General features: G+C 71.8%; 17 protein-coding genes. 8 read left to right on the plus strand and 9 right to left on the minus strand.

Annotated features, from left to right (window positions below):
• Nucleotides 1-94 precede the first annotated feature (94 nt).
• From LZ604_RS11595 to LZ604_RS11615, 5 genes are all read left to right on the plus strand, one after another.
• Nucleotides 95-1,897, plus strand: coding sequence for an ABC transporter ATP-binding protein (locus LZ604_RS11595; RefSeq protein ID WP_234514908.1), 1,803 nt, complete (start codon nt 95-97; stop codon nt 1,895-1,897).
• A complete protein-coding gene (locus LZ604_RS11600; RefSeq protein WP_234514909.1) occupies nt 1,894-3,762 on the plus strand; it encodes an ABC transporter ATP-binding protein in 1,869 nt (622 codons plus the stop codon). Before LZ604_RS11595 ends, LZ604_RS11600 begins: the two co-directional genes overlap by 4 nt.
• A gap of 353 nt (nt 3,763-4,115) precedes the next feature.
• Entirely contained in the window at nt 4,116-4,865 is a 750-nt protein-coding gene (locus LZ604_RS11605) for a thioesterase II family protein (protein ID WP_234514910.1), read from the plus strand.
• Nucleotides 4,862-5,620, plus strand: coding sequence for a 4'-phosphopantetheinyl transferase family protein (locus LZ604_RS11610; protein WP_234514911.1), 759 nt, complete (start codon nt 4,862-4,864; stop codon nt 5,618-5,620). The genes LZ604_RS11605 and LZ604_RS11610 overlap by 4 nt, the downstream gene beginning before the upstream one ends.
• A 60-nt stretch (nt 5,621-5,680) precedes the next feature.
• Nucleotides 5,681-6,928: an ATP-grasp domain-containing protein gene (locus tag LZ604_RS11615; RefSeq protein WP_234514912.1), complete on the plus strand. Its 1,248-nt coding sequence runs from the start codon at nt 5,681-5,683 to the stop codon at nt 6,926-6,928.
• 43 nt (nt 6,929-6,971) lie between these two features.
• Here LZ604_RS11615 and LZ604_RS11620 read toward each other — a convergent pair whose 3' ends face one another.
• The gene (locus tag LZ604_RS11620; protein WP_234514913.1) at nt 6,972-7,931 is read right to left on the minus strand and encodes an RsmB/NOP family class I SAM-dependent RNA methyltransferase; all 960 of its coding nucleotides are present in this window, start codon (nt 7,929-7,931) and stop codon (nt 6,972-6,974) included.
• 122 nt (nt 7,932-8,053) lie between these two features.
• Nucleotides 8,054-9,388, minus strand: coding sequence for an ATP-grasp domain-containing protein (locus tag LZ604_RS11625; RefSeq protein ID WP_234514914.1), 1,335 nt, complete (start codon nt 9,386-9,388; stop codon nt 8,054-8,056).
• 182 nt (nt 9,389-9,570) lie between these two features.
• Here LZ604_RS11625 and LZ604_RS11630 point away from each other — a divergent pair, with 182 nt between their 5' ends.
• The 3 genes from LZ604_RS11630 to LZ604_RS11640 are packed head-to-tail and all read left to right on the plus strand — an operon-like array spanning nt 9,571 to nt 12,242.
• Complete coding sequence (locus tag LZ604_RS11630; RefSeq protein WP_234514915.1) at nt 9,571-10,521, plus strand: ABC transporter ATP-binding protein; 951 nt, start codon at nt 9,571-9,573, stop codon at nt 10,519-10,521.
• Nucleotide 10,522: 1 nt separating this feature from the next.
• Nucleotides 10,523-11,359, plus strand: a complete 837-nt coding sequence (locus LZ604_RS11635) for an ABC transporter permease (protein WP_234514916.1) — start codon at nt 10,523-10,525, stop codon at nt 11,357-11,359.
• Between the two features lies 1 nt (nt 11,360).
• Nucleotides 11,361-12,242, plus strand: a complete 882-nt coding sequence (locus tag LZ604_RS11640) for an ABC transporter permease (protein ID WP_234514917.1) — start codon at nt 11,361-11,363, stop codon at nt 12,240-12,242.
• A gap of 78 nt (nt 12,243-12,320) precedes the next feature.
• Here LZ604_RS11640 and LZ604_RS11645 read toward each other — a convergent pair whose 3' ends face one another.
• The 7 genes from LZ604_RS11645 to LZ604_RS11675 form a co-directional block, all read right to left on the minus strand.
• The gene (locus tag LZ604_RS11645; RefSeq protein WP_234514918.1) at nt 12,321-13,511 is read right to left on the minus strand and encodes a YqcI/YcgG family protein; all 1,191 of its coding nucleotides are present in this window, start codon (nt 13,509-13,511) and stop codon (nt 12,321-12,323) included.
• A complete protein-coding gene (locus LZ604_RS11650; RefSeq protein WP_234514919.1) occupies nt 13,508-15,250 on the minus strand; it encodes a carbamoyltransferase family protein in 1,743 nt (580 codons plus the stop codon). The genes LZ604_RS11645 and LZ604_RS11650 overlap by 4 nt, the downstream gene beginning before the upstream one ends.
• 21 nt (nt 15,251-15,271) lie before the next feature.
• Nucleotides 15,272-16,408, minus strand: a complete 1,137-nt coding sequence (locus LZ604_RS11655) for a glycine amidinotransferase (RefSeq protein WP_234514920.1) — start codon at nt 16,406-16,408, stop codon at nt 15,272-15,274.
• A 58-nt stretch (nt 16,409-16,466) separates the two neighbouring features.
• Nucleotides 16,467-17,492, minus strand: a complete 1,026-nt coding sequence (locus tag LZ604_RS11660) for an isopenicillin N synthase family dioxygenase (RefSeq protein ID WP_234514921.1) — start codon at nt 17,490-17,492, stop codon at nt 16,467-16,469.
• Complete coding sequence (locus tag LZ604_RS36025) at nt 17,489-18,514, minus strand: 2-oxoglutarate and iron-dependent oxygenase domain-containing protein (protein WP_234514922.1); 1,026 nt, start codon at nt 18,512-18,514, stop codon at nt 17,489-17,491. Before LZ604_RS36025 ends, LZ604_RS11660 begins: the two co-directional genes overlap by 4 nt.
• Before the next feature lie 42 nt (nt 18,515-18,556).
• A complete protein-coding gene (locus LZ604_RS11670; RefSeq protein ID WP_308283578.1) occupies nt 18,557-24,637 on the minus strand; it encodes an aminotransferase class III-fold pyridoxal phosphate-dependent enzyme in 6,081 nt (2,026 codons plus the stop codon).
• Nucleotides 24,634-25,378: acyl carrier protein (locus LZ604_RS11675; RefSeq protein ID WP_234514923.1), on the minus strand; the 745-nt coding region annotated here is incomplete at its 5' end. The genes LZ604_RS11675 and LZ604_RS11670, both read right to left, overlap by 4 nt.

The raw sequence follows: 25,378 nt of genomic DNA on the forward strand, positions 1-25,378 counted from the left end.
ACCCCGAACACGCAGGTCGTAGGACTTACGGCGGAGCCGGGTCCGGCCAAAACTCGGTGGGCACTGTCAGTGCCGTTCCGTACGCTCGCCAGTGATGCCCACACAACGTGTAACGCCCAAGGAGCGCTCGGCCGTCCGCACCCTGCTGCGTCTGTGGCCGTATGTGCGGCCGGTGCGGACACGGCTTCTCGCCGCCGCGTCCGTCGCGATCGTCGCCTCCTGCGTCGGCCTGGTGATCCCGCTCGTCCTGAAGTGGCTGGTGGACGGGCCGGTGGCCGACCGGGACCCGGCGGGCGTGTGGCTCGGCGCGCTGTACGTACTGCTGCTCGGGATCGCCGAGGCGGTGCTGTTCGGGATACGGCGGTGGCTGGTGGCACGGCCGCTGTCCCGCGTCGAGGCCGACATGCGCGCGGATCTGTACCGGCATCTGCAGCGCCTTCCGGTCGCCTTCCACGACCGCTGGGCCTCGGGACAGCTGCTGTCGCGAGGTACGACGGATCTGATGCTGCTGCGTCAGTTTCTCGCCTTCCCGCTGACGTTCCTGCTGGTCAACGGGGTGACCATCGTCGTGGGTGTGATCATCATGCTGGCCCAGGACGCGACGCTCGGCCTGGTGATCCTCGGGCCCGGCATCCCGGTGGTGGTCATGTGCGCGGTGTTCGAGCGGCGGTACTCGCAGGTGGCACGGCGGGCACAGGACCAGGTGGGCGATCTGACGACCGTGGTCGAGGAGAGCGTGCTCGGCATCCGGATCATCAAGGGGTTCGGACGCCACCGCAGCCAGGCACGGGCGTTCGGGGAGCTCTCCCGCACGCTGCGCGGCACCGAGCTGGAGAAGGCACGGCTGCTCGCATGGATCTGGGCGGTCATCGTCACCCTGCCGGAGGTCGCGATCGGCGCGGCACTGGTGCTGGGCACCGTGCGGGTGGCGAACGGCGACCTCTCCGCGGGCACCCTGGTGGCCTTCCTGTCCATCGCGCTCGCGCTGCGGTGGCCCGTCGACTCGATCGGGTTCCTGCTGGCGATCAGCCAGGAGGCGGCGACGGCGACCGATCGGTTCTTCGAAGTCATGGACGAGGAGCCGGAGACGGAAGGACCCGGGGGCCCGGGCGGCCGGTCACCGAAGTCCGAGGACAGCGGACTGCGGTTCCAGGGCGTCCGGTTCCGCTACCCCGACGCCCCCTCCGGCTCGCCCCCCGTCCTGGACCACATCGATCTGCACATCCGCCCCGGCGAGACCATGGCCCTGGTCGGTGCCACCGGCAGCGGGAAGACCACCCTCACCGCGCTCATCCCCCGACTGCACGAACTGAGCTCGGGCCGCATCACGCTGGACGGCCTGGACATCACGGCCATGTCCCGCCAGGAGCTGCGCTCCGAGGTGGCCGTCGCCTTCGAGGAACCCACGCTCTTCTCCGCCTCCGTCGGCGAGAACGTCCTCATGGGGGCTCCGGACACCGCCGGTGAGCAGGACCTCGAGCGTGCCCTCGGCATCGCTCAGGCCGGCTTCGCGTACTCCCTTCCGCAGGGCACCCGGACGCAGGTCGGCGAGCAGGGCCTCAGTCTCTCCGGCGGCCAGCGGCAGCGCCTCGCCCTGGCCCGCGCGGTCGTCGGCAGGCCCCGGTTCCTGGTCCTGGACGACCCCCTGTCCGCCCTGGACGTGCACACGGAGGCTGCGGTGGAGGCCGCCCTGCGCCGGGTGCTGGACGGCACGACCGCGCTGGTCGTGGCGCACCGCCCGTCCACGGTCCTGCTCGCCGACCGTGTCGCCCTCCTCTCCGGCGGCCGCATCGCCGCCGTCGGCACCCACCAGGAACTGCTGCGCACCAACGCCGAGTACGCCCATCTGATGTCCGGAGACCCCGGGCACGGCGAGGACCGCGAGGAGGCCCGATGACGGCGCAGACGACCGCCGCGCCGAACGAGGAGGACGAGGAGAGGGGCCTGCCCGTCCCGCCGTCCGCCACTTCCGGAGACCTGTTCGACCGTGACGCCCTGCCCACACCCCCGGGCGCCACGGCCGCACTGCTGCGTTCCCTGCTCTCCCCGCTGCGGGCCCGGACCGTGGCGACCTGTGTCCTGCTCCTGCTCCAGCAGGCCGCGGTGCAGGTGGGCCCGCTGCTGGTGGCGTACGCCATCGACCGTGCCGTACCGGCCTTCCGGCACGGCGACCACGGTCCGCTGATCGCGGTCGGAGTCGGCTATCTGCTGTCCGCCGCGGCCGGCGGCGGGCTCCAGTACGCGTTCGTCGTCGCCTCGGCCCGTGTCAACCAGGACGTGCTGCTCGATCTGCGCGGCCGGATCTTCCGCCACGCGCAGGCACTGAGCGTCGACTTCCACGAGCGCTACACCTCCGGCCGGCTGATCTCCCGCTCCACGACGGACGTGGAGTCGCTGCGGGAACTGCTCAGCGAGGGCCTCCAGGAACTGGTCACGGTCATCCTGTCGTTCGTCTACATCTCCGTGATGCTGCTCTGGCTGGACCCCGGCCTGGGCGCGGTGGCGGTGGCGTCCCTGGTGCCGCTGTACTGGCTGGTGCGGCTCTACCGGCGCCGCGCGGGCCGGATCTACCGCCGCCGGTCGACCGCGATCGCCGCGGTCATCGTCAAGTTCGCCGAGACGATGAACGGCATCCGGCCGGTGCGCGCGTTCCGCCGGGAGGCCGTCAACGACGGAGAGTTCCGCGACCTCAACACCCGGCACGCCCGGACCAACGGCGACGCGCTCCTGGAGATGGCCCGCTATGTCACCGGCTCCCGGCTGGTGGCCAACACGGCCGTGGCCGGCATCGTGCTGTGGGGCGCCTACCGGGTGGCGGGCGGCTCGCTGGCGCTGGGTGTGCTCGCGGCCGCGGTCCTGTATCTGCGGCGCCTGTACGACCCCATCGACCGGCTCGGGATGTTCCTCAACGCCTACCAGTCGGCGGCGGCCTCGCTGGAGAAGATCGCGGGGCTGCTGGCGCAGACGCCGTCGGTGCCCGAGCCGTCCGCGCCGGTGCCGCTCCCGGGGCGCGCGGGCGGACAGCCGGGCCGCGAGGTCGTGTTCGAGGACGTGCGGTTCGCGTACCGGACGGGCGGGGAGGTGCTGCCGCGCTTCTCGCTGACGCTGCCCGCCGGGCAGACGGTCGCGGTGGTCGGCGCGACGGGCGCCGGCAAGTCGACGCTCGCCAAGCTGCTCGCCCGCTTCTACGACCCCACGGGCGGCCGGGTCCTGCTGGACGGTGTGGACCTGAGGGACCTCGCCCTGCCCGAACTGCGGCGCGCGGTGGTGATGGTGACCCAGGAGGCGTTCCTGTTCTCCGGCACGGTCGCCGAGAACATCGCGATCGGCCGTCCGGACGCGACGCACGAGGAGATCGAGCGGGCGGCGAAGGCGATCGGTGCGCACGATTTCATCAGCGCGCTGCCCGAGGGCTACGACACCGACGTCCGCAAGCGCGGTGGCCGCATCTCGGCCGGTCAGCGCCAGCTCGTCGCGTTCGCCCGCGCACTGCTGGCGGACCCGGCGGCCCTGATCCTCGACGAGGCGACCAGCTCACTGGACATCCCCGGCGAACGGGCGGTGCAGCGGGCCATGGAGACGGTGCTGCGCGGTCGTACGGCCGTGGTCATCGCGCACCGGCTGTCGACGGTGGAGATCGCGGACCGGGTGCTGGTCATGGAGGGCGGACGCGTCGTCGAGGACGGCAGTCCCGCCGAACTGATCGCGGGCACCGGCCGGTTCGCCGATCTGCACCGGGCCTGGCGGGACAGCCTGGCCTGATCACGGGCGCCCGCGGACGGCGGGCACATCGTCGATGGCCGCCACGAGCGCCACTCGGCGGCGTCCGCGGGCACGCCTGCGACACCGACCTGCGCGGTGACGCAACTCACCGCACAGCCAGCGTGATTGACGTAGTTTTCGTAGGGGGCGTACCGGTCCCGACGGCGATGGATCACCACGACCAGGCGGCCGGTCGCCCTCGGCACCGGTGTGACGCGCGGCCGGCATCACCCTCGTGGCCCCCGGATCGCACGCCACCGTCGCGAACGCCGTCAGGCTGCCGGCGGACAAGGCAGCTGCAATGAACGGGCACCGTGGCCCCAAGGGGCACGGCCGGCACGGAAGGACCACCCTTGAGCGGTACCGCAACGCGTCACCCCGGCGAGGTCCGGCTGTTCGGATTCCACCACGCCGGGGGATCGAGCAGCCTGTTCCAGGCCTGGCGCCGGCTGCTCCCGGACGGCTGGGAGCTGCAAGCCCTCGACGCGCCGGGACACGGCACCCTCATGGGACGACGGCCGATCGACGACCTCGACGGCCTTCTGGCGTTCTTCCTCGAGACCGTCCGTCCCGAACCGGAGGTCCCCTACGCCTTCTTCGGGCACAGCATGGGGGGCATCGTCGCCTACGAGCTGACCCGCCGGCTGGTCGCGGAAGGGCGCGTTCCGCCGGTCTGGCTCGGCGTCTCCGCCTGCCGTGCACCCGGCACCCCGCTCACCCTGCGCCGCCACACGCTCGGCGACGAGGAGCTGCGCCGGCATGTCGCCGAACTCGGCGGCACGCCCCGGCAACTGCTGGACGACCCGGGCCTGTGGGGGATCTTCGGCCCCCTCATCCGGGCCGACCTGCGCCTGGTGGAGACCTGGGAGTCGACCGCGGGCCCGCCCCTGCGCGTGCCCCTGTCGGTGTACGGCGGCCACGACGACGCCTCCGTGCCGCCGCGGCAGCTGGCCGCGTGGACGGAGCGGTCCGCCGCGTTCCTCGGCACCCGGCTGTTCGACGGGGGCCACTTCTACTTCAGCGACGACCCACGGCCCCTGCTGACACATGTCGTACGGGATGTGCGCACGGCCGTGGAGTCCGCCGGGCAGAGGGTCGGATGATCCCGGCGGCCGCCTGCCGGGTGTGGTGGGCCCGGGGCGGCGACTACCGGCCGGAACTGGACGCCCTGCTGGGCCCCGCCGAGGCCATCCGCCGCGACCGCTACGCCAGGGAGGCGGACCGGCGCCGCTTCACCGTGTCCGCCGCCCTGCTGCGGCTGGCCGCCGCCCGGGAGTTGGGGTGTGCCGCGCGGGAGGTGCCGGTGGTGCGGGACTGTCCGGACTGCGCCGTGCCGCACGGACGGCCCCGGATCGAGGGACCGCTGCATGTGTCGGTGTCGTACGCGGGCGAAGCGGTCGCCGTGGCGGTGAGCACGGGCGCGGCGGTCGGTCTCGACGCGGCCGAGGCGCCGCCCGGAGGCCCGGCCGCGCCACGGCCGGCCGCCCTGGAACGCGCGCTGCGGTCGGAGGAGCGGGCCGAGCTGGGTGAGGCGCCCGAGGAGTTGCGGCCGGGGATGCTGGTGCGGTGGTGGACGTACAAGGAGGCGGTCCTGAAGGCCACCGGGGACGGTCTGCGTGTCCCGCCCACGGAGATAGGGGTGAGCGAGCGGTCCGGCGCGGCGCGGCTGACCGCCTACCCGGGACGTCCCGAACTCCTCGGCCGGGGAACGGTGTTGCGGCCCGCCGGGATACCCGTCGGGCGACGTTCACCTGCGGCCGTGGCATCCGTCGCGTTCTTGGTGGATCGTGGGATCCGTGTCGATCACGTACGAGGGGAAGACGGCCGGGAACTCCTCGGCCGCGCCGCGGGACGCTGAGCCGGCCGGCCTCTCGCACACCGGCACGACCGCACCGGCATCATCGAGGGGAGACATGCTGTGACAGGACAGGCGAGGCCGCGGCTGACGGTCGTGGGAAGCGGAGGGCAGCCCTACCGGGAGTACTCCTTCCACTCGCTCGTCGAGGACTACGAGTTGACGGCGGTTCTGCCGGCGCCCCCCACCTGGCAGTCCCGGTATCTGGCGGATCACCGGGTGGTCGACTGCACGGATCCGGGCGCGATCGCCGCCGCCGTGTCCGAACTCGCCGGTCCGGACGGGCGGACGGGGGTGTTCACCTGGGACGAGCTGGTTCTGGAGGCCACCGCCGCGGCCGCCGCAAAGCTGGGGCTGCCGCATATGTCGCCCACCGCGGTGGCCCGGTGCCGGGACAAGTACCTGACCAGGTCGCTGATGGCCGAGGCGGGACTGCCGTCGCCCCGCCACCGGCTGGTGACGTCCGCCGACGAGGCGGCGGACGCGGCGGCGGAGTCGGGCTGGCCGGTCGTGGTCAAGCCGCGCTCGCTGGCCGGCAGCATCGGCGTGGTCAAAGCCACGGACGGGGACGCGGTCCGTGCGGCCTTCGAGCTGGCCTCCAAGGCGGCGTACGCCACACTGCCGGCCGGTGAGGGCATCCTCGTCGAGGAGTACCTGGACGGACCCGAGATCAGTGTGGACAGCGCGGTCTTCGACGGGGAGGTCCACTGTGTGCACGTGGCCCGCAAGCGCCTCGGGTTCCCGCCGTACTTCGAGGAGGTCGGCCATCTGGTGACGGCCGTCACCCCGCAGTCGCTGCCGCCGGAGGTGGTGGAACTGGTGCGGGCCGCACACCGGGTGCTCGGGGTCGACTTCGGGGTCACGCACGCCGAGGTCCGGCTCACGCCGGCCGGGCCCCGGCTGGTCGAGCTGAACGGCCGGCTCGGCGGGGATCTGATCCCGTTGATCAGCCGGATGGCCACCGGAATCGACCTGGTGAAGGCGGCCGCCGAGATCGCCCTGGGCCGCGCGCCCCGGTTCCCCGCGGCGGCGGAGCGCGACCGGGCCCGCACGGCGGAGGTCCGCTTCGTCTATCCCGCGGAGGACTGCGAGGTGCGCGGCGTCGATCTCGAAGAGGCCGCCGCCGTGCCCGGCATCGTCCAGGCCACGGTGCTGGCCCCGCCCGGGACCCGGCTGCTACTGCCGCCGAGGAACCCGATTCCGCGGCTCGCGGCGCTGATCGCGGTGGCCGACGACGAGGAGGGCACGAGGCACGCTCTGGACGTCGCCGAGCAGAAGGTCGCGGCGGACGTCGTTCCGCCGGCCGGCTGAGCCGAGGGCCGGTCGGGGAGCGGCGGCACGGCCCGCGCGCGGGTTACTCGCTCCCGGCCGGCGCCTTGACGATGCGGGCGACGAAGAAGCCCTCGAAGGTGTCGGTGGGCGCCACCCGGACGGCGTCCTTCAGGCGCTCGTCGAACTTCATGCCCCGCCAGGAGGTGACGCCGGGCAGGAACGACGGCTCCGAGAAGTCCAGCGGCTCCAGGGTGAGGTCCTTGTGCCGCTCGAGGTTCCGGCTGACCGGGAACTCGTTCTCCTCGGGGCTGAGGGTGCAGGTGGAGTACACCATGACGCCGCCGGGCCGCAGCAGCTTGTAGGCCGCGCTGATCATCTTGGTCTGGAGGAACTTGTACTTCTCGATGCGCTCCTCGGACCAGAACCGCAGAGAGCTGGGGCGGCGCAGGTCGATCCGGCCCTCGCCGGAGCACTGGACGTCCAGCATGATGCGGTCGAAGGACTCGGCGGGCAGCGACTTGTCGATGTACTGCGCGGGGTGCGTGGTCAGCTCCGCGTAGCGCACGCCGTAGAGCTCGGCCAGCTCCCCCATCTTGCGGGCGCGGGGGGCCGCGCCGTCGTTGAGCCACAGCCGGCAGTCGTTGCCGACCCGCGCGGCGAGGTGGAATGCCTTCCCGCCGGGGGCCGCGGCCACGTCGAGGACGCTGTCGCCGGGGCGCGGCGACAGCGCCACGGGCGGGATGAGGCTGGAGGCGTTCTGGAGGTAGACACGGCCCTCGTGGGCCAGCGCGAGCATGTCCTCGAAGCCGTCGCTCTCCGGCCACAGGAACGTGTGCTCGCACCAGTCGACCGGGAAGGCCTTGGGCGCCTTCTCCCGCACGGCCCGCAGCGTGTCCTGGTACGTGTCCTCGTCGAGCAGCCGGTTGACCCTGATGGAGGTCGGGCGGGCGCCCCGGAAGATCTTGTTGACCTCGGCCGGCCGGATCCTGAGGACCTCGGCCATACGCTGCTCGAACTGGCGGATGGTCCGCGCACTGGACACGGCCGGGCTCCTTTCTGGCCGACCCCCGGGTCGGAACGGTCTCTGGGCCACCAGTCTCTCACCCGGCGGTGGCCCACCGATCCGCACAGCGGGGCGCCGGGGACACCCGGCCCCACCCCCTCCTATTCGAACACAAGTTTGACGCGGTTCCGTGTCTCCTCGTGCAGATACGAGATCCGGTCGACGTCCGTGCAGTGGTAGAAGGCGTCGTAGGTGTACATCCAGCCCTCGCGGGTGGCCTTCGACTCGCCACGGGCCGGCACCCGGTGGCCGGGCTGCAGGTACTGCTGCTCGAAGTCGAACTCCGGCTGGGCGCGCACCCAGTCCAGTCCGGTGAACTCCTTGAAGATCCCGGACTCCTCGGCGTTGACGAACACCCCGAGCAGGAAGCCCTCCTTGGCGCGCGGGTACGTCCGCGGCAGCGGCTCGCCCATCTGGAGCTTGCGGCCCATGTCACGGACGTCGACGTCGAGCCACGCCATGAGCGTCTTGGCCACGCTGCCCCCGCCGATGCGCGGGTTCACCTCGATGATCGACACGCGCTCGCCGTCCCACTTGAGCTCGATGTGGACGAAGGTGTCGTCCACGCCGAGCTTGCGCAGCGCGTCCTGGAGGATCACACGGATGCGCTCCTCCTCCTCCGCCGAGACGAACGGCGTCGGGCAGACGTTCGCCGTCTCCAGGCGGAACCCGTCCTCCTGGGCCCAGAGCAGCTTCTCCTGGATCAGCAGCGACACCAGCTGACCGCCCTGCACGAACGCCTCGAACGACAGCTCCCGGCCCTCGGCGATGAACGACTCCAGCAGCACCTCGCCGCGCGGGTCCCACACCCGGGTCCCGTCGTCGAACGGGCCGTGCGGATGGCCCTCGCGCAGGCCCTCGAAGGTCTCCGCCAGCTCGTCGTAGGCGCGCTCCGGGTCCTGCACGATCTCGACGAAGGCGCTCGCCTGGCCCCAGATCGGCTTGATCACGAAGGGCACGCCCAGCCGCTCGACCACGGCGGCGGCGTTCTCCCGGGACAGGTCGGCGGCCTTGAACACCTCGGTGCGCAGCGGCAGCACGCCGCCCAGCACCTCCCGCAGCCTGGGCTTGATACGGCAGTTCAGCTGCCCCTCGAAGCCGGGGAAGTCCATGCCGAGGCGGCGCGCGGCGCCCAACTGCATCGGCCAGATCTTGTCGTTGACGATCGAGAACCGGTCGAGCCTGCCGCGGTAGGGGGTCAGCGCCTCCACCACGGCCTCTTCGGAGAAGACGTCGGAACAGACGACCACTTCGTCGGCGACCTCCTCGTACACCGAGACGAACTCGGCGGCACAGAGGAAGAGAACGGGAACGCCGTGCTCGCGAAGACTTCGGGCGCGGTTTCGCAACTCCGGCCAGAGTTCCATTCCGGGAATGGACACCTCGACGAAATATCCCGTATCCACGGACGAGTTGTGCTGGTCGATTGCGTTCACGGTGGTCACGCTAACACCGGCCCGAAGGTGCGGCAAGGCTCGATGAGGGCGCTGCCGACGGAATGTGACTGGACGTCATGCGGCAGGCACGAACATCGCATGTCGGCTCTTGGAGTTGTTGCGGGTGGTGCACGGACCTCATAGGATCCGACCGGCCAATGGAATGATGGGGGAGGTGGCTTGTGAGCAGGACCGAGGCGGGCTTCGACGATACCGCAGTCGTTTCGGCCAGAGGCCTGAAAAAGCGGTTCGACTCGTTCGAAGCGGTGCGCGGCATCGATTTCGAGGTGGCCCGCGGGGAAGCATTCGGCCTGCTCGGTCCGAACGGCGCGGGGAAGTCCTCGACCATGCGGATGATCGCCTGCACCTCGCCCCGCACCGGCGGCACCCTGCGGGTGCTCGGCATGGACCCGCAGACGCACGGTCCGGCGATCCGGGCCCGCATCGGCACCGTCCCGCAGACCGACAACCTGGACATGGAACTGACCGTCCGGCAGAACCTCCAGACCTACGGGCGGTACTTCGGGCTGTCACGGGCGCATGTGCGCGACAAGGCCGTCGAGCTCATGGAGTTCGCCCGCCTCTCGGACCGCGCGGACGACGAGGTCCAGCCGCTGTCCGGCGGTATGAAGCGGCGGCTGGCCATCGCCCGCGGCCTGGTCAACGACCCCGAGGTGCTGCTTCTGGACGAGCCGACCACCGGTCTGGACCCGCAGGCCCGGCACCTGCTGTGGGAGCGGCTGTTCCGGCTCAAGCAGAGCGGCGTCACCCTCATCCTGACCACGCACTACATGGACGAGGCCGAGCAGTTGTGCGACCGGCTGGTGGTGATGGACGGCGGCCTGATCGTCGCCGAGGGATCCCCCGCCGGGCTCATCGAGCAGTACTCCACCCGCGAGGTCCTGGAGCTGCGGTTCCATCCCGGCACCCAGACCCGTTACGTGTCCGCCGTGGAGGACCTCGCCGAGCGCGTCGAAGTGCTGCCGGACCGGCTGCTGCTGTACACCAAGAACGCCGACGCGACGGCCGCCCGCGTCTCGGAGCGGGACGTCCGGCCGCTGTCCAGCCTGGTGCGGCGCTCCACCCTGGAGGACGTGTTCCTGCGTCTGACCGGCCGGACCCTGGTGGACTGAGATGGCCACCGACACCCCCCGGCAGACCCTGACCACGCCCGTCCGGGCCACGGGCTCGGTGGTCGGCCCCTGGCGGGCCATGGCACTGCGCATGGAGGTCCTGTGGTCCTGGTACCGGCGCTACTGGCGCGCGAACCTGTACTCCTCCGGCCTCCAGCCGCTGCTGTTCCTCGGCGCGATGGGCCTCGGCCTCGGCTCCCAGGTCAAGGACGGCTCGTTCCTGGGCGGTATCACCTACCTCCAGTACATCGCCCCGTCGCTGCTGGTCAGCGGCATCGTGGCCACCGCGGTGAACGAAGCCGGCCACCCCGTCCTGTCCGGCTTCAAGTGGAAGCAGGACTACGTCGCGGTCGTCGCCACGCCCATCACGCCCCAGCAGCTGTACGGGGCGCAACTGCTGTGGATCGTCCTGCGCCTGTCGATCTCCGCGGTGATCTACGGGCTCGCCGCCGCACTCTTCGGTGCCTGGACCGGACCAGGGGTGCTGCTCGCGCTGCCGCTGGCGGTGTTCACCGGAGCGGCGTGCGCCGCCCCGGTCATGGCCTTCGCCGCCGTCACCCGGGGGGAGGGACACGCCTTCGTCGCCCTCAACCGGTTCGTCGTCCTGCCGATGACGCTGTTCGCCGGCACGTTCTTCCCCGTCGACCGGCTGCCCGGGCCGTGCCTGCCCCTGGTGTGGATCTCCCCCATCTGGCACGGCAACGAGCTGGTCAGAGCGGTCACGCTGGGCGGTCTGTCGCCGCTGCCGGCCCTCGGGCACGCGCTGTTCCTGGTGGCCATGCTGGTCACCGGCATGCTGGCCGGCCGCCGGAGCTTCTACCGCAGGCTGGTGATCTGACATGACCGAGGGGACGCCCCCCACCCGGATCCCGGCGGCCGGGGTCCCCCACGCACGGCCGGCCGTCGCCGGACGGCCCGTCGGCGGCGGTCCGCTGCTGCGGATGCTGCCCTCCAGCTCCTACGCCGGGCTGTCCTTCCGTCTCGTCGAGCGCAGCGTGCTCCTGTACTCGCGGGCCTGGCTGGTGCTGGTGTCCGGGGTCTTCGAGCCGCTGTTCTACCTGCTGGCGTTCCGGGTCGGTTTCAGCTCGCTGATCGGCGATGTGACCGGCCCGGACGGCCGCCCCATGAGCTATGTGGCGTTCGTCGCCCCGGCACTTCTCGTGGCCTCGGCGATGAACGGCGCGGTCTACGAGACGCTGAGCATCTTCTACAAGCTGCGCTTCGACCGGCTGTACGACGCGGTGCTGGCCACGCCCATGGGCACGCTCGACGTGGCGATCGGCGAGATCTCCTGGGCGGTGCTGCGCAGCGGCCTGTACGCGACGGCGTTCCTCGGCGTCATGGCGGCCATGGGGCTGGCCACGTCCCCGTGGGCCCTGCTGCTGATCCCGACGGCCCTGCTCATCGCGACCGCCTTCGCGGCGATCGGCATGGTGTGCGCGACACTGCTGAGGTCGTCGTCGCAGTTCGACTACATCCACGCCGTCGTGATGCCGATGTTCCTGTTCTCCACGACCTTCTACCCGATGTCGGTGTACCCGCCGTCGCTGCGGTGGCTGGTGGAGCTGTCGCCGCTGTACCACGGCATCGAGCTGGCCCGCGGACTGTCCGCGGGCACCCTGGACCCGACCATGATCGGTCACGTCGGGTTCCTCGCCGTGCTGGCCGCCGGCGGGCTGTACGTCGCCTCGCGCCGGATCGGGAAGCTGCTGCTGAGCTGAGCCGCCGAGCACCGACGCCGGGCGGCGGGGTGGCCCGGGACCCGGTCCCGGGCCACCCCGCCGTCGTCCGCGGCCGGTTCAGCGGGTGGGGGCCAGTTCGTACCACCTGACCGGTGGATCGTCCGCCCGCAGCGGAAGCAGGAACCGGTCGATCTCCAGGTCGGCCAGCGGATAGCGCTGGAATCCGTCCCGGAATCGCTGGCGTATCGCCTCGGAACGCGGGTGGTAGTCGTCTTTCGTCAGCACCCGGACGATGGCCGCCTCGGGCTGCAGCATGAAGAGGAAATGGCCCTCGACGCCATTCATGTACCGCGAATGGTCATGCGGGTAGCAGGGCGCGAACACACTGATGAAACATTCCTCTCCCTCCAGCACGAAGAACCACTCGGGATCCGCGGCGATCGCCGGGTCGAGACCCGCGGGAGCCGCCTCGGTGAGATTTCTGTGCAGAAACTCGACGAAATCCCGGAAAAGCTGGGTCAGGTCGTCGAACGTGCCGCCGAAGACCCGGGTGGGAAAGGCGTACACGAACCCGTCGATGACATCCCGGTCCTGAATCCTCAGGAAGCGGCGCACGGCCGGAAGGGACGCCTTCATGTTGTCCCCGAACGAGCGGTCCTCGTCGTAGGCCGGCGGCCCCCACAGCACCGACTTCTGGGCGAACGGGCAGAAGGTCTCCATCTGGACGGGGCGGATGATCCGCACCGACTCGGCCCGGGACGGGTCGAACTCCGACTCCTCCGCCGCCCGGTCCATGCTCCGGGTGCTCTCCAGCAGCCGCACCAGTTGATCGGTCAGCTCCTCGTGCGAGGCGAAGCCGGCCATGGCGGCCGTCAGCAGACCGGGCAGAAGACGGCGCAGGGCCACCACACTCGGATCGCTGCCCTGCCGGGCGTCGGAGCGGTCGAAGGCCAGGGTGCGGCGGACCGGCGCGGCCGCGGCCTCGAGCCGGGCCACGGCCTGCGGAAGCGGCAGCGGCCGCTCGGGCCACAGCGATCCCTCGGTCAGGTCGGCCGGCCACGACGCCTCGTTGAAGGCCTGCTGAAGAGGGATGCCGTAGCTGTTGGCGAGCGCCACCGCCGCGACGATCACCTCGGCGAGGTACCGCCCCGCGGCGGACCGGCCGGCGGTGTCGGTTCCGCCGGCCTCCCGCAGGGCGGCGACCCGGTCGGCGAGGTGCACGTCGGACGGGTCGGGAGCCCAGTACGGCCCCCGGTCCTCGACCATGCGGCGCACCGCCTCCTGGAGGCGCGCGATGTGCAGCTTCACTCGGCGGCCTCCTCCCTGCCTCCCACCGCGTCCGCCTTGCGTACCAGGAACGGTCCGATGGCCAGGTAGTCGATCTCGGTCTTGAGGAAGGTGGCCAGAGCGTCGGCCGGAGAGCAGATGATGGGCTCCTGGTCGTTGAACGAGGTGTTCAGCACCATGGGCACACCCGTGAGGGCCTCGAACTCGCTGATGATGCGGTGGAAGCGGGGGTTGACGTCGGCTCGGACGGCCTGGATGCGGCAGGTGTTGTCGACGTGCAGGACGGCACCCATCCGGTCGTGCTTGTCGGCCTTCGCCGGGTAGGCCATCAGCATGAAGTCGCCCGCGCTGGTCTCCTTGGCGATCTCGAACCACTCGGGCACCGCCTCGCTGAGCACGCTGGGCGCCAGCGGACGGAAGTACTCCCGGTGCTTGACCTTGTGGTTGAGGTCGTCGCGCATGGAGCGGCTGCGGGGGTCGCCGATGATGCTGCGGTTGCCGAGCGCCCGGGGACCGAGCTCCATGGCGCCCTGGAACAGCCCGATGACATGGCCCTCGGCGAGCAGTCGCGCCACGTGCGCCTCGAAGTCCTCGGGACGCTCCACCACCAGGCCGTCGCGGGCGGCCAGCTCCTTGTCGATCTCCGCCTCGGTGTAGGACGGGCCCCAGTAGGCGTGGCGCATCTCCTGGCCGCGCTCCTTGCCGAGGATCGCGTTCCACACATGGAGGGCGGCGCCCAGGGACAGGCCGCCGTCGTGCGCCGCGGGCTGGACGTACAGCTCCTCGAACGGGCCCTGCTCGAAGGCCACCTGGTTGGTGACGCAGTTGAGGGCGACACCGCCCGCGAGGCAGAGCCTGCTCGCGCCCGTCAGGCCGTGCAGATGGCGCGCCATGTGCAGGACGAGTTCGTTGGTCTTCTCCTGGAGTGCCGCGGCGATGTCGTGGTGGACGTCCTCCAGCGGCTCCTCGGGGCGGCGCGGCCGGACGCCGAGCACCGACTCCAGACCCGAGGTGTCCGCGGACGGCGGGTAGTACAGGATGTCGCTGAAGTTCAGCACGTCGTGGCGCATGTCGAAGCCGCCGTCGTCGGTGGTCCAGGCGAGCCGGGCGAAGCCCTCCGCGAACCGCTGCGGGTCGCCGTACGCGGCCAGTCCCATGACCTTGGCGGCGTCGTAGACCCCGAAGCCGAGGAAGACCGACACCAGCTCCCACAGGTAGCCGATGGACGCCGGGTAGCGGACGCTCTGCACGCAGTCCAGCTCGTTGCCCTTGCCGTGGTAGAAGCGGGTCGAGTAGGCGTCGTCGCCGAGCGCGTCCACGACCAGCACCGCGGCGTCGGGGAAGGTGGACGCGAAGTACGCCGACGCGCCGTGCGCGGTGTGGTGCGCCACCCAGTGGAAGTCGCCGGTGAAGCCCAGCTCCGCGAACTTCTTGGGGATGTTGGGCAGGGTGCCCAGGAACAGCGACTGCTTCTCGGCGCTGTCCCAGGGGGAGGGCAGTCCCCCGTCCTTGACGGCCTTGATCTCCGCGGGGTCGGCCGCGCAGGTCACGTGGTCCACGTCCGCCAGGGTGATGCCTGCCTTGTCCAGACAGAACCGGATGGCGTTCACGGGCAGTTCGTCGGGGTTGTCGGCGCGCGCCTGCTTTCCGTGCTTGATGCGGTTGAAGCGTTCCTCCTCCGCCGCCGCGACCACGTTCCCGTCCTTCAGCAGACAGGCCGACGACTCGTGGTAGACCGAGTTGATGCCGAGGATGTACATGGGGGCTCCCATCGTGAGCGGTCAGACCAGCGGCTGGTAGGCGAGACGGGGGAAGTAGTCCTCGCGGGTGCCTTCGCGCCGTACGTCCCAGGTGGCGCAGTGCAGGGAGCCGCCGTACTCGAAGACGTTGCGGAAGGGGACGGTGAAGACCTCGAAGCCGAGCTTGTCGAGCAGCTCCTGGAGGGGCTTCTCCTGCTCCTCGCAGATCAGCTTGGTCGGGGAGATGCTGAGCACGTTCATCGACAGCCACTTGGAGGACTGGCAGTACAGCGGCATCTCGTCGTTGCTCAGGACCGGCTGCGGGGCCTCGACCAGCTCCCAGTCGTTGTCCAGGAACATCCGCTCCTCGCCCTCGCGCAGCGGGCGCTCCGGGTTGGTGAGGATCAGCCCCGGACGCAGCGGTACGAAGGTGCAGTCGATGTGCGACGGGAAGAAGTCCAGCGGGAAGTGGACCGGGTGGACGCGGAACCCTCGCGGCTCCAGGTGCCGCTTGAGCCAGTGGATGCCGGCCCGGTTGGTGGTCATCGACTCCTGGACCAGGATGTCGCGGCCCAGCCGGCTCATGTCCGCCGCGTCGAAGACGACCTCGTCCTGGGTGATGCAGAACTCGAAGGAATGCATCCGGGCGTGCCGCTTCTCCAGCGGCCACTCCCAGAACTCCTCGCGGTACATCCCGTCGGCCATGGACGGCTTGGGCGCGGTGGTCCACTCCACGCGCGGATCGGCGTTCCAGTACTCGTACACCAGCTTGCGGTAGGGCTGGTACTCGAAGTACCGGGCGCGGCGCGACATGGTGGCCTCGATGATCTCGTTGCCCATGGTGATCATCACGTCGCGTGGGCAGACCGCGCAGTACTGGTTCTCCGCCTCGAAGTCGGGGGTGCGCACCGGGGCGGAGAAGTCGTGCGTCTCCGGGCGGCGCACTGTGACACCCTGGGACTTCAGCAGCCGTACGAGACCCTCCAGTTCCTCGTTGGCCCGGTCGATGGCCTCCTTGGACTTGGGGCCGGTGGGGAACGGGGTGTCGGGCGCGTTGCGGACGGCGGGACGGCTGCCCGGCTCGGTGGGTTCGAAGTTGGCGTTGTCGGCGGAGCCGACCACCATCTCCTGCAGCGGGTCCCACTCGTTCCACGAGTTGACGATCAGGGGCTTGTCCATGAAGGGGTACCTGTCTCCTGGTGTCGGGTGTGCGGGAGTCGTGACGTGCCGCGCCGGCTCAGTCGTAGGCCTTGGAGAAGAGCTCCACCACATAGGGGCCGAACCGGCAGGGCTCGTAGCGCGGCGGGTTGTCGTCGTCGCAGCAGACGTCCAGCGGTGTGATCACGGCGTCGTAGGCGGGCTCGAAGAAGAACGGGATCGAGTAGCGGTCGACGGCCCCCGGGAGCTGGACGCGGTGCCATGTGGCGCGGTAACGGTCGTTGGTCCAGCGCTGCATCATCTGGCCGATGTTGACGAGGAAGGTGCCCGGGATGTGCGGTGCCGGGATCCAGTCGCCCTCCGCGTTGCGCACCTCGAGGCCGCCCACCTCGTCCTGCTGGAGCACGGCGAGGAAGCCGTAGTCGACATGGGCGCCGAAGCCGTGGTCGACCTCGTCCATCGACAGCTTGTCGGGCGCCGTCCTGCCGATGGTCTCGTTGTAGGGCGGATAGTGCACCATCCGCAGGTCGCTCAGCTCCACGCCGTGGAACGGCGCGAAGTAGTGCTCGTCCAGGCCGAGGCTGAGGGCCATGCCGGCGGCGATGCGGGCGCTCAGGCCGTACAGCTGGTCCCAGGCCCGCATCACGGTCTCACGGAACGACGGCAGGGCCGGGGGCCACTGGCCCGGGTCGTCCAGGGGATGGAGGTCGGCCCGCCGGGCCGCCGCGGCTGCGGCGATCGTGCTGGCCTGCCGGCCGGACTGCGGCTGGAGGTCCAGGCACTCGTGCCAGTCCGTCTTGCCGGCGGTGACCTCGCCGCCCAGCGGGACATAGCCGCGGAACTGCTCGGTGATGCCGAGACGGATCTTCATCTTCTCCTCCAGGGGGAGGGCGAAGAAGTCCCGGGCCGCGTCGAACAGGGCACGGCTGTCGGCGTCTGAGATGCCGTGGCCGGTGATGTAGAAGAAGCCGACATCCCGGCAGGCCTCGCCGATCCGCTCCACGGTCAGCCGCAGCTCCTCGGGGTCGGGGTCGGGCGTCACCAGGGGGCCGATGCCGATGACCGGGACTTCCTTGAAGGCCGTTCCGTGGGTGTTGTCGCTCATTGCCCCTCTCCGTTCTCGGTGTCCGGGCCGTCGTTGTTCCGCCCGGGGAAGATCACGTTCATGCGCGCCCACTCCAGCTCGCCGACGGGAGCGGTCGTGGACAGCTCCCGGCCCCCGGCGAGCCAGGAGTTGCCGGCGGGCACCGCGACCGGCCCGCTCAGCCGGGGACTGGACGCGCGGTCGGCCGGCACCAGCGGCCGGCGCAGGTCCGGCAGGAAGAACGAGGCGTAGGAAAGACGCTCGGTGCGCAGCGCCGAGTTGTGGACGCGGTGCGGGCAGGCCCGGTAGTAGCCGTGCGTCCACACCTCCATCAGCTCGCCGCCGAACACCGAGAAGACATCCGTGGGCGGCTCCACCGGCACCCACCGGCCGTCCGCCGCCTCGGCCTCCAGTCCGCGCTGCTCCTGGAGGCTGACGGTCAGCAGCCCGCTGTCGGTGTGCCGTTCCAGCCGGGAGTCCCCGGCGCCGAAACCGGCCGGGTCGCGGTAGCGGATCAGCCGGGAGTAGGAGCACAGCTCGCCGCTCGTCACGGCGTGGTCCGAGTCGGCCGGCTGGTCCAGGGTGAGCAGCAGTGCGCGCAGGGTCGCCAGGGCGATGCGGTCCATGGCCGCCGAGTAGGCCTCGACCACGGGCCGGAAGCGGGGCAGCACGGACGCGTCGGGCCACTGGTTCGGCCCGTACAGGCCGGCGTGCCAGGGCTGCTCCTCGCCCTCGGGCGCCGCGGTCTCCTTGCCGAACTCGAAGGACTCCTTCAGGTCGGGCACGCCGTTGGTGTACTCGGCGCCCTGCGCCACATAACCCCGGTAGTTGGGCGACTTGTCGATGTCCAGGGCCTGCTTGGCCTCCTCGGGCAGCGCGAAGAACGCCCGCGTCTGCTCGTGGAGGGAAGGGAAGAACTCCGGGCCGAGTTCGGCCCGGGCGTCGACGTGGACGATGGCGTGGTCACGGAGTGCGTCGTGCAGCTGGTCGAGCGTCGCCCGCCGGCCGGCCTCCAGGTCGGCGAGTGCGAGTACGGGTATCACGGGCTCTCCTCGGGTCGCGGCTCTATGGGTACTCGGGGGCCTTCAGCGCGGCAGGTCGTCGACGCGTCGCTCCGGATGGGCGGCCAGTGCCTCCAGCAGCGCCCGGAACCGTGCCGCCCAGGCGCGGACGGTGACGTCGTCGAAGAGGTCCGTGCGGTAGTCGAAGTCCAGGCGCAGTCCGCCGTCGTGTTCCAGGCCGTCGAGGCGGAAGTCGGTGAGCGCGAACCGCGTCGGCACGGGCCGGAACTCGGCCCGCAGTCCGCCGAAGTCGGGGCACGGGGTGGCCCGGTCCAGGTTGAAGACGGTCCGCAGGGGCAGCGGGTAGGTGGCGGGGTCCGCGCCGAGCGCTTCGCGCAGCCGCGCGAACGGCACCTCCTGGTGCTCGAACGCGGCCAGCACGGCCGTCCGGGTGGCCCGCAGGTGGTCGGCGAGGGTGGCGTCCGCGGCCAGCCGGCTGCGCACCGGCAGGAAGTGGGCGCAGTAGCCGACGGCCGACTCGCTGCCCTTGAGGGTGCGGCCCGCCTGCGGGGTGCCGACCACGATGTCGTCCTGGCCGGTCAGTTCGTGGACGAGCAGGTTGTACGCGGTGAGCAGGGTCATGAACAGGCTCGCCTTGTGGGCCCGCCCCACCTTCTTGACCGCGGTGAGCAGCTCTGGGTCGAGGGTGGTGGTGAACCGCGCGCCGTGGTGGGAGCCCGCGTCGCCGTCGCGGGCACGGTCTGTGGGCAGCAGCGTGTCGGGGAAGCCGTCGCGGAACAGCTCCAGCCAGTACGCCTGCTGCTCGCCCAGCTCGGGCCGCCGCCGCTGCTGCCACTCCACGACGTCGCGGTGCTGGAGGGGGCGGCCGAGCGTCGCGGGCGTGCCACGGCGCTCGGCGGTGTACAGCGCGGCAAGCTCCTCGGTGAGGACGGAGACGGACCAGCCGTCCGACACGATGTGGTGGGCGAGCAGGGTCAGCTCGTGCAGGTCGTCGGCGAGCCTGAGCACGGCGACGCGCAGCAGCGGACCCTCGGTGAGGGAGAACGGCTGTCCCATCGCCTCCCGCCACCACTCCCCGACCGCCGCGTCGCGCCGGCCGGCGGGGGTCCCGCTGAGATCGACGACCTCGACGGGGATGTCGGCGGCGGGCCGCACCTCGGCGGTTCCGCTCGCGCCGCCGTCGGGAAAGACCGTGCGCAGCGCCTCGTGACGGTTGGTCAGGGCGGCCATGGCGCGGCGCAGCGCGGGCAGGTCGAGGGGCCCGTGCAACCGGATGTCCTCGGGCACCGTCCACGAGGGACCGCCCTCGGCACGGCGTTCCAGGGCCGGCAGGGGCCGCTGCTCCTCGCCGAGGGGAACGGGACGCGGGGCGCTCGTGGTGGCACCGGGGGCGGGCGGCAGGAACTCCCCGTCGCGCATGGCCGCGATGGACTCCTCGACGGCGGTGACGATGCCCTGGATGTCCTCGTCGGTGTGCGCGGTGGACAGGAAGCAGGTGCGTCCCTCCCAGATGTAGATGCCCCGGCTCAGGAGGTGGAAGTGGAACACCTCGATCTCCAGTGGCTGGTACGCGTAGCTGGCGTTGCCGCGCCAGGCGAACCGGAACACCGAGGAGAAGTGCAGCACCCGGATGGGCACCTCCTCGGCCTCGAAGAGGGCGTTGAGGGTCTCCGCGAGGCGGGTGGTGCGCGCGGTGAGGGCCTCCTGGAGCCCGGGGCCCTGGTCGCGCAGGTGGCGCAGGATGCCCCGGGCACTGGCCATGGCCAGCGGGTGCATCTCGAACGTCGACCCGATGTAGGTCTTCTCGCTGTCGGGGTCGGGGCCCGGCCCGTCGGCCCAGACCCCGCCGTCGACACGGTCCAGGAACTCGGCCTTGCCGGCCACGACGCTCACCGGCAGGCCGCCACCGACGACCTTTCCGTACGCGACGATGTCGGCCTTCACCCCGAAGTGCGCCTGTGCGCCGCCCGGGTGCACCCGGAAGCCGGTGATCACCTCGTCGAAGATGAGCGGGATGCCGAGCCGTGCGGTCAGCTCACGCAGTTCCTTGAGGAAGTCCGCGGGCTGCAGCGCCGGGTTGCGGCTCTGCACGGGCTCGACGAGCACACCCGCCAGCTGGTCCGCGTGCTCCTCGATGGCCTTCAGCGACGAGGCGGCGCCGTAGGTGAGGATCAGCGGGTCCTGGGCGGCCTGCGGTGAGATGCCGGGTGCCATCGGGACGGAGTGCGTGGGGTCGCCGAGCACGTCCGGAAGGGCCAGCACCCGGTCGTCCTGGCCGTGGTAGGACCCGGAGAACATCACGAACCGGGAGCGGCCGGTCGCCGCCTGGGCCATGCGCAGCGCGCCGCGGACCGCGTCGGTGCCGGTCACCGCGAAGAACAGCCGCTCCACGCCCGTCATCTCGCACACCAGCTCGGCGACCTCGTCGGACAGCGACGAGATGGGGCCGAGCTGGAGGCCGAATTCCAGCCGCTCGGCGACGGCCCCGGTGACGAAGTCGGGGTCGTGGCCGCACAGCAGCACCCCGACTCCCATGGCGATGTCGATGTACTCGTTGCCGTCGATGTCCCAGAAGCGGGCGCCACGCGCCCGCTCGCCGATCACCGGGTACGAGACGGAGCGGGTCTCGGGCCGCACGGACCGCATCCGGGTGTCGGCCCGCCGCGCCCGGTGGTCGACGGCTCGCGCCAGCGAGCCCGCCGTCCGCTTCTTGTAGGTGTCCAGCAGCTCGTCGAGGTGGGCGCGCTGACGCGGGGTGAGTTCCCGGGGCGGGGTGCCGGCCGCGGCGGGGGGCCGGGCGGCGGCGGCCGGTGCGGCGGCCGTCTCACGGCGCGGTACGGGCAGGGCGGCGGCCGGGGTGGGGCCGGGCAGGGCGGCGGGTGCGCCGTCCCCATGCCGGGCCAGGACCTCCAGCTGGCGCTGCATCACCTCGAGTTGGGCCGCCATCAGCCGGGCGAGTCCGCCCTGTTCCGCGGCGCCGGCCGGGAGGGCCGGCAGGGCGGTGGGCGCCACGGGTCCGGCGGCCTGCGCAGGGGCGGGCACGGAGGCCGGGGCGGGCATCCGGACCGGGGCGGGGGTGTCGCCCGGCAGGGGGTGCCCGGCGGGAACGTGGGCGTCCACATGCTCCGCGAGGGCCTCGGGGGTGTCCAGGTCGTCGAAGAGCCGGCCCACGGTGAGGGTGATGCCGTACAGATCGGTGAGGTCCTGGATGATCCGCACCATCAGCAGCGAGTCCGCCCCGAGGTCGACGAGGGGGGTCCCGGGCGGAATGTCCGCGACCTCCATCTCCAGTCCGGCGCCGATGCGTTCCCGCAGATCGGCGAGGATGCGCTCGTGCCGCCCCGCCTCGGTGGCCGGCGCGGGGTCGTACACCTGGGGCGAGGGCTGCTCGGACACAGTGGACTCTTCTCTCCGTGCGAACCAGTGGGGAGTGCGCTGGAAGGGGTACGTGGGAGCCGGCACGCGTCGACGCGGGTACGGGCCGTCGAACGCGGCCCAGTCGACGTCCACGCCCGCCGTGTACAGCTCGGCGACGCTGTGCAGCATCTGCCTCCAGTCGTCGCGGCCCTCCCACAGCGAGGACGGCCAGCGCACGGCGGGTCCGGTCCAGCTCTGCCGGCCCATCAGTTGCAGCACCGGCTGGGGACCGATCTCCAGGATCGCGCCGCAGTCCTCCCGGGCGAGGGCGGCCATGCCGTCGGAGAACCGGACCGGCTCCCGCATGTGGCGGCGCCAGTAGGCGGCGTCCACCGTGTCGACCGGTCCGCCCGTCACGTTCGAGATCATCCTGACGCGGGGCGCGGTGTACGTGACCCGCGCGGCGGCCTCCTCGTACGCGGCGAGGGCGGGCTCGATCATCGGGGAGTGCGGGGCGTGCGGAACGCGCAGCGGCCGGCCGTCCAGCCCCCGGGCCTTCAGCTCCGCGAGCGCCTCGGCGACGGCGTCGGCGGTGCCCGCGATCAGGGTCTCGCGGGGCCCGTTCAGCCCGGCGACACCGACCTGCCCGGCGAAGGGTTCGAGAACCGGCACGACCTCGTCCGCCGGCGCGAGGACCGCCGCCGTGGCGCCGCCCGAGGTGGTGTCCTCGATGAGCCGGGCTCGGCGGGCGACCAGTTGCAGTCCGTCCTCCAGACTGAAGAAGCCCGCCACGCAGGCGGCCGCGTACTCCCCTGTGCTGTGCCCGAGCACGACCTGCGGCTCGACGCCCCACGAGCGCCACAGCTCCGCGAGCGCGTACTCCAGCGCGAAGAGCGCCGGCTGGGCGTGCGAGGTGCGGTCGATCAGGCCCTGTCCCGGGCCGTCCGGCTTGGGGTACAGCACGTCGAGCAGCGGGACGTCCAGGAGGCGGTGCCCGCGCAGGATCTCGTCGCAGGTCTCCAGGGTCCGCCGGAAGCCCGGGTGCGTGTCGAACAGCAGCCGGCCCATCCCCGCGTACTGGGATCCCTGGCCGGTGAACAGGAAGGCGACGGCGGGGCGTTCGGTGGCGTGGCCCGACGAGACACGGGCGCGGCGGCCCTCCGCGTAGGCGGCCAGCAGCCCGGCCGCCTCGGTGGCGTCGGCCGCGGGGACCGCCAGCCGGTGCGGGTGGGCCGAGCGTGCCGTGCCGGCGGTGTGGGCGACGTCGGCGAGCGGGGGCGCGCAAGGGTCGGCGAGCAACGTGGCGTAGCGGCCCGCGAGTTCGCGCAGCGCCTCGGGGCTGCGCGCGGACAGCGGCAGCACATGGCGGGGCCGGTCGGGGCCCTGGGTCGCGGCGGGCGCGGCCGGTACGGGGGCCGCTTCCAGGACGACATGGGCGTTGGTCCCGCTGAAGCCGAAGGAGCTGACTCCGGCGGCGCGGGTGCCCTCGGGCCAGTCCCGCAGCCCGGTGGGCACCTCCACCGGCAGGTCCGCCCACGGGATGTGCGGGTTGGGCTCCCGGAAGTTGAGGTTGGCGGGAACCTGGCCGTGCCGCAGCACCTGGACGGCCTTGATCAGTCCGGCCGCCCCGGCGGCGGCCTCCAGGTGCCCGATGTTGGTCTTCGCGGCGCCGATCAGCAGCGGCCCCGACGGGCCGCGGTCGCCGAAGACAGCGCCGAGCGCCTCCACCTCGATGGGGTCGCCGAGTTGGGTGCCGGTGCCGTGCGTCTCGACATAGCCCACCTCGTGCGGCGCGATCCCGGCGTCCGCCAGCGCCGCCCGGATGACCTCCTGCTGGGCGAGGCCGTTGGGCGCGGTCAGCCCGTTGGTGCGTCCGTCCTGGTTGACGGCGGTGCCCCGGATCACCGCGTGCACGGGGTCGCCGTCCGCGAGGGCGTCCGCGAGCCGCTTCAGTACGACGACGCCGGCGCCCTCGCCTCGCGCGTAGCCGTCGGCGCGGCTGTCGAAGGTCTTGCAGCGGCCGTCGGCGGCGAGCGCCGAGCCCTTGCAGAACGCGATGAACGCGTCCGGCGACAGCATCAGGCTGGCTCCGCCGGCGAGTGCCATGTCGCACTCGCCTGCGCGCAGACTGCGTACCGCCAGATGCACGGCCACCAGGGCCGACGAACAGGCCGTGTCCAGTGCCAGGCTGGGGCCGCGCAGACCGAGGTGGTAGGAGAGCCGGCCGCTGGCCACGCTCAGGGCCGTACCCGTCACATCGTGCATCTCCACGGAGTGCGCGGCCCCACGCTGCATCTGGTGCAGGTACTCGGCCTCCGAGATGCCGACGAACACGCCGGTGCGGCTGCCGCCGAGCCGGCGGGGGTCGCGCCCGGAGTCCTCCAGCGCCTCCCACGCCACTTCGAGGAGCAGCCGCTGCTGCGGGTCCAGACGCTTGGCCTCGCGCGGTGAGATCCCGAAGAAGGCCGCGTCGAACCCGGCTACGTCGTCGAGGAAGCCGCCGCGGCGGCAGTACATGCGGTCCTCGGCCGAGGGGTCGGGATCGTAGAGGGCCTTCACGTCCCACCGGTCGGCGGGAATGTCCCCGATCGCCTCACGCCCGGTGCGCAGCAGCTCCCAGTAGGCGTCCGGGTCGGGCGCCGACGGCAGGCGGCAGCCCATACCAATGACGGCGATCGGCTGTGACCGCTCCTGCTCGAGTTCGCGGACCCGGGCCTGCAGTCCGCGGATGGCGGTGAGCGCCTTGCGCAGCCTGAGCGCGTCGGTGCTGTCGTGGTGGTCGGTCACGGCGTGGCGTCCTCATCGTCGTTCAGCAGCAGGTCGAGTTCGCGGTCGACAAGCGCCCGAAGGTCGTCCAGGGGCAGGGCGTCCGGGTCGCCCGGGGCGTCGCGACCGCCGGAGTTCTCCGGGTGGCGGGAGTCGTCCGGGCGGCCGGAGGCGTCCGCGGGCGCCGTCGCGCCGGCGGGCTCCGCGTCGAGGCCGAGCTGTTCCTCCAGGTGTGCTTGGAGCTGTTCGACCGTGGGGTGGTTGAAGGCGACGGTCGAGCCGAGCGAGACCTCCAGATCGCGCTGGAGGCGGTTGCGGAGCTCGACGACCATCAGCGAGTCCATGCCGAGTTCCGCGAACGTGGTGTGCCCGTCGACGCGGTACCCGGCGGGCAGCTCCATCAGGGTGACGAGCTGCCGTTCCAGGTAGCCGCGCAGCAGCCCGGGGCGCTCGGCCGACGGCGTCCGCGTCAGCCGGGCACGCCAGGACTCGGACGGGGCGGACGGGGCGGCGGGGGCCGGCCGAGAACCGTCACCGGACCCGGCCCGGACGGGCCGTTCCCGCCCGACGGCCGGCATCACGCCGATCTGCGCGACGGGCGCGCCGAGCAGGGCCACGAGGGCGTCGACGCCCTGCTCCGGAGGGATCATCGCGGTGCCGGTCCTGGCCATGCGGTCGGCCATGTGGGCGGCCATGCCGACCTCGGCCCAGGGGCCCCAGCCGATCGCGAGACCGGGCAGGCCGTCGGCGCGGCGGCGGGCC

Origin of the sequence: Streptomyces glomeratus, assembly GCF_021462825.1 — a bacterium.
In the GTDB taxonomy this organism is placed as follows: Bacteria; Actinomycetota; Actinomycetes; order Streptomycetales; family Streptomycetaceae; genus Streptomyces; species Streptomyces glomeratus.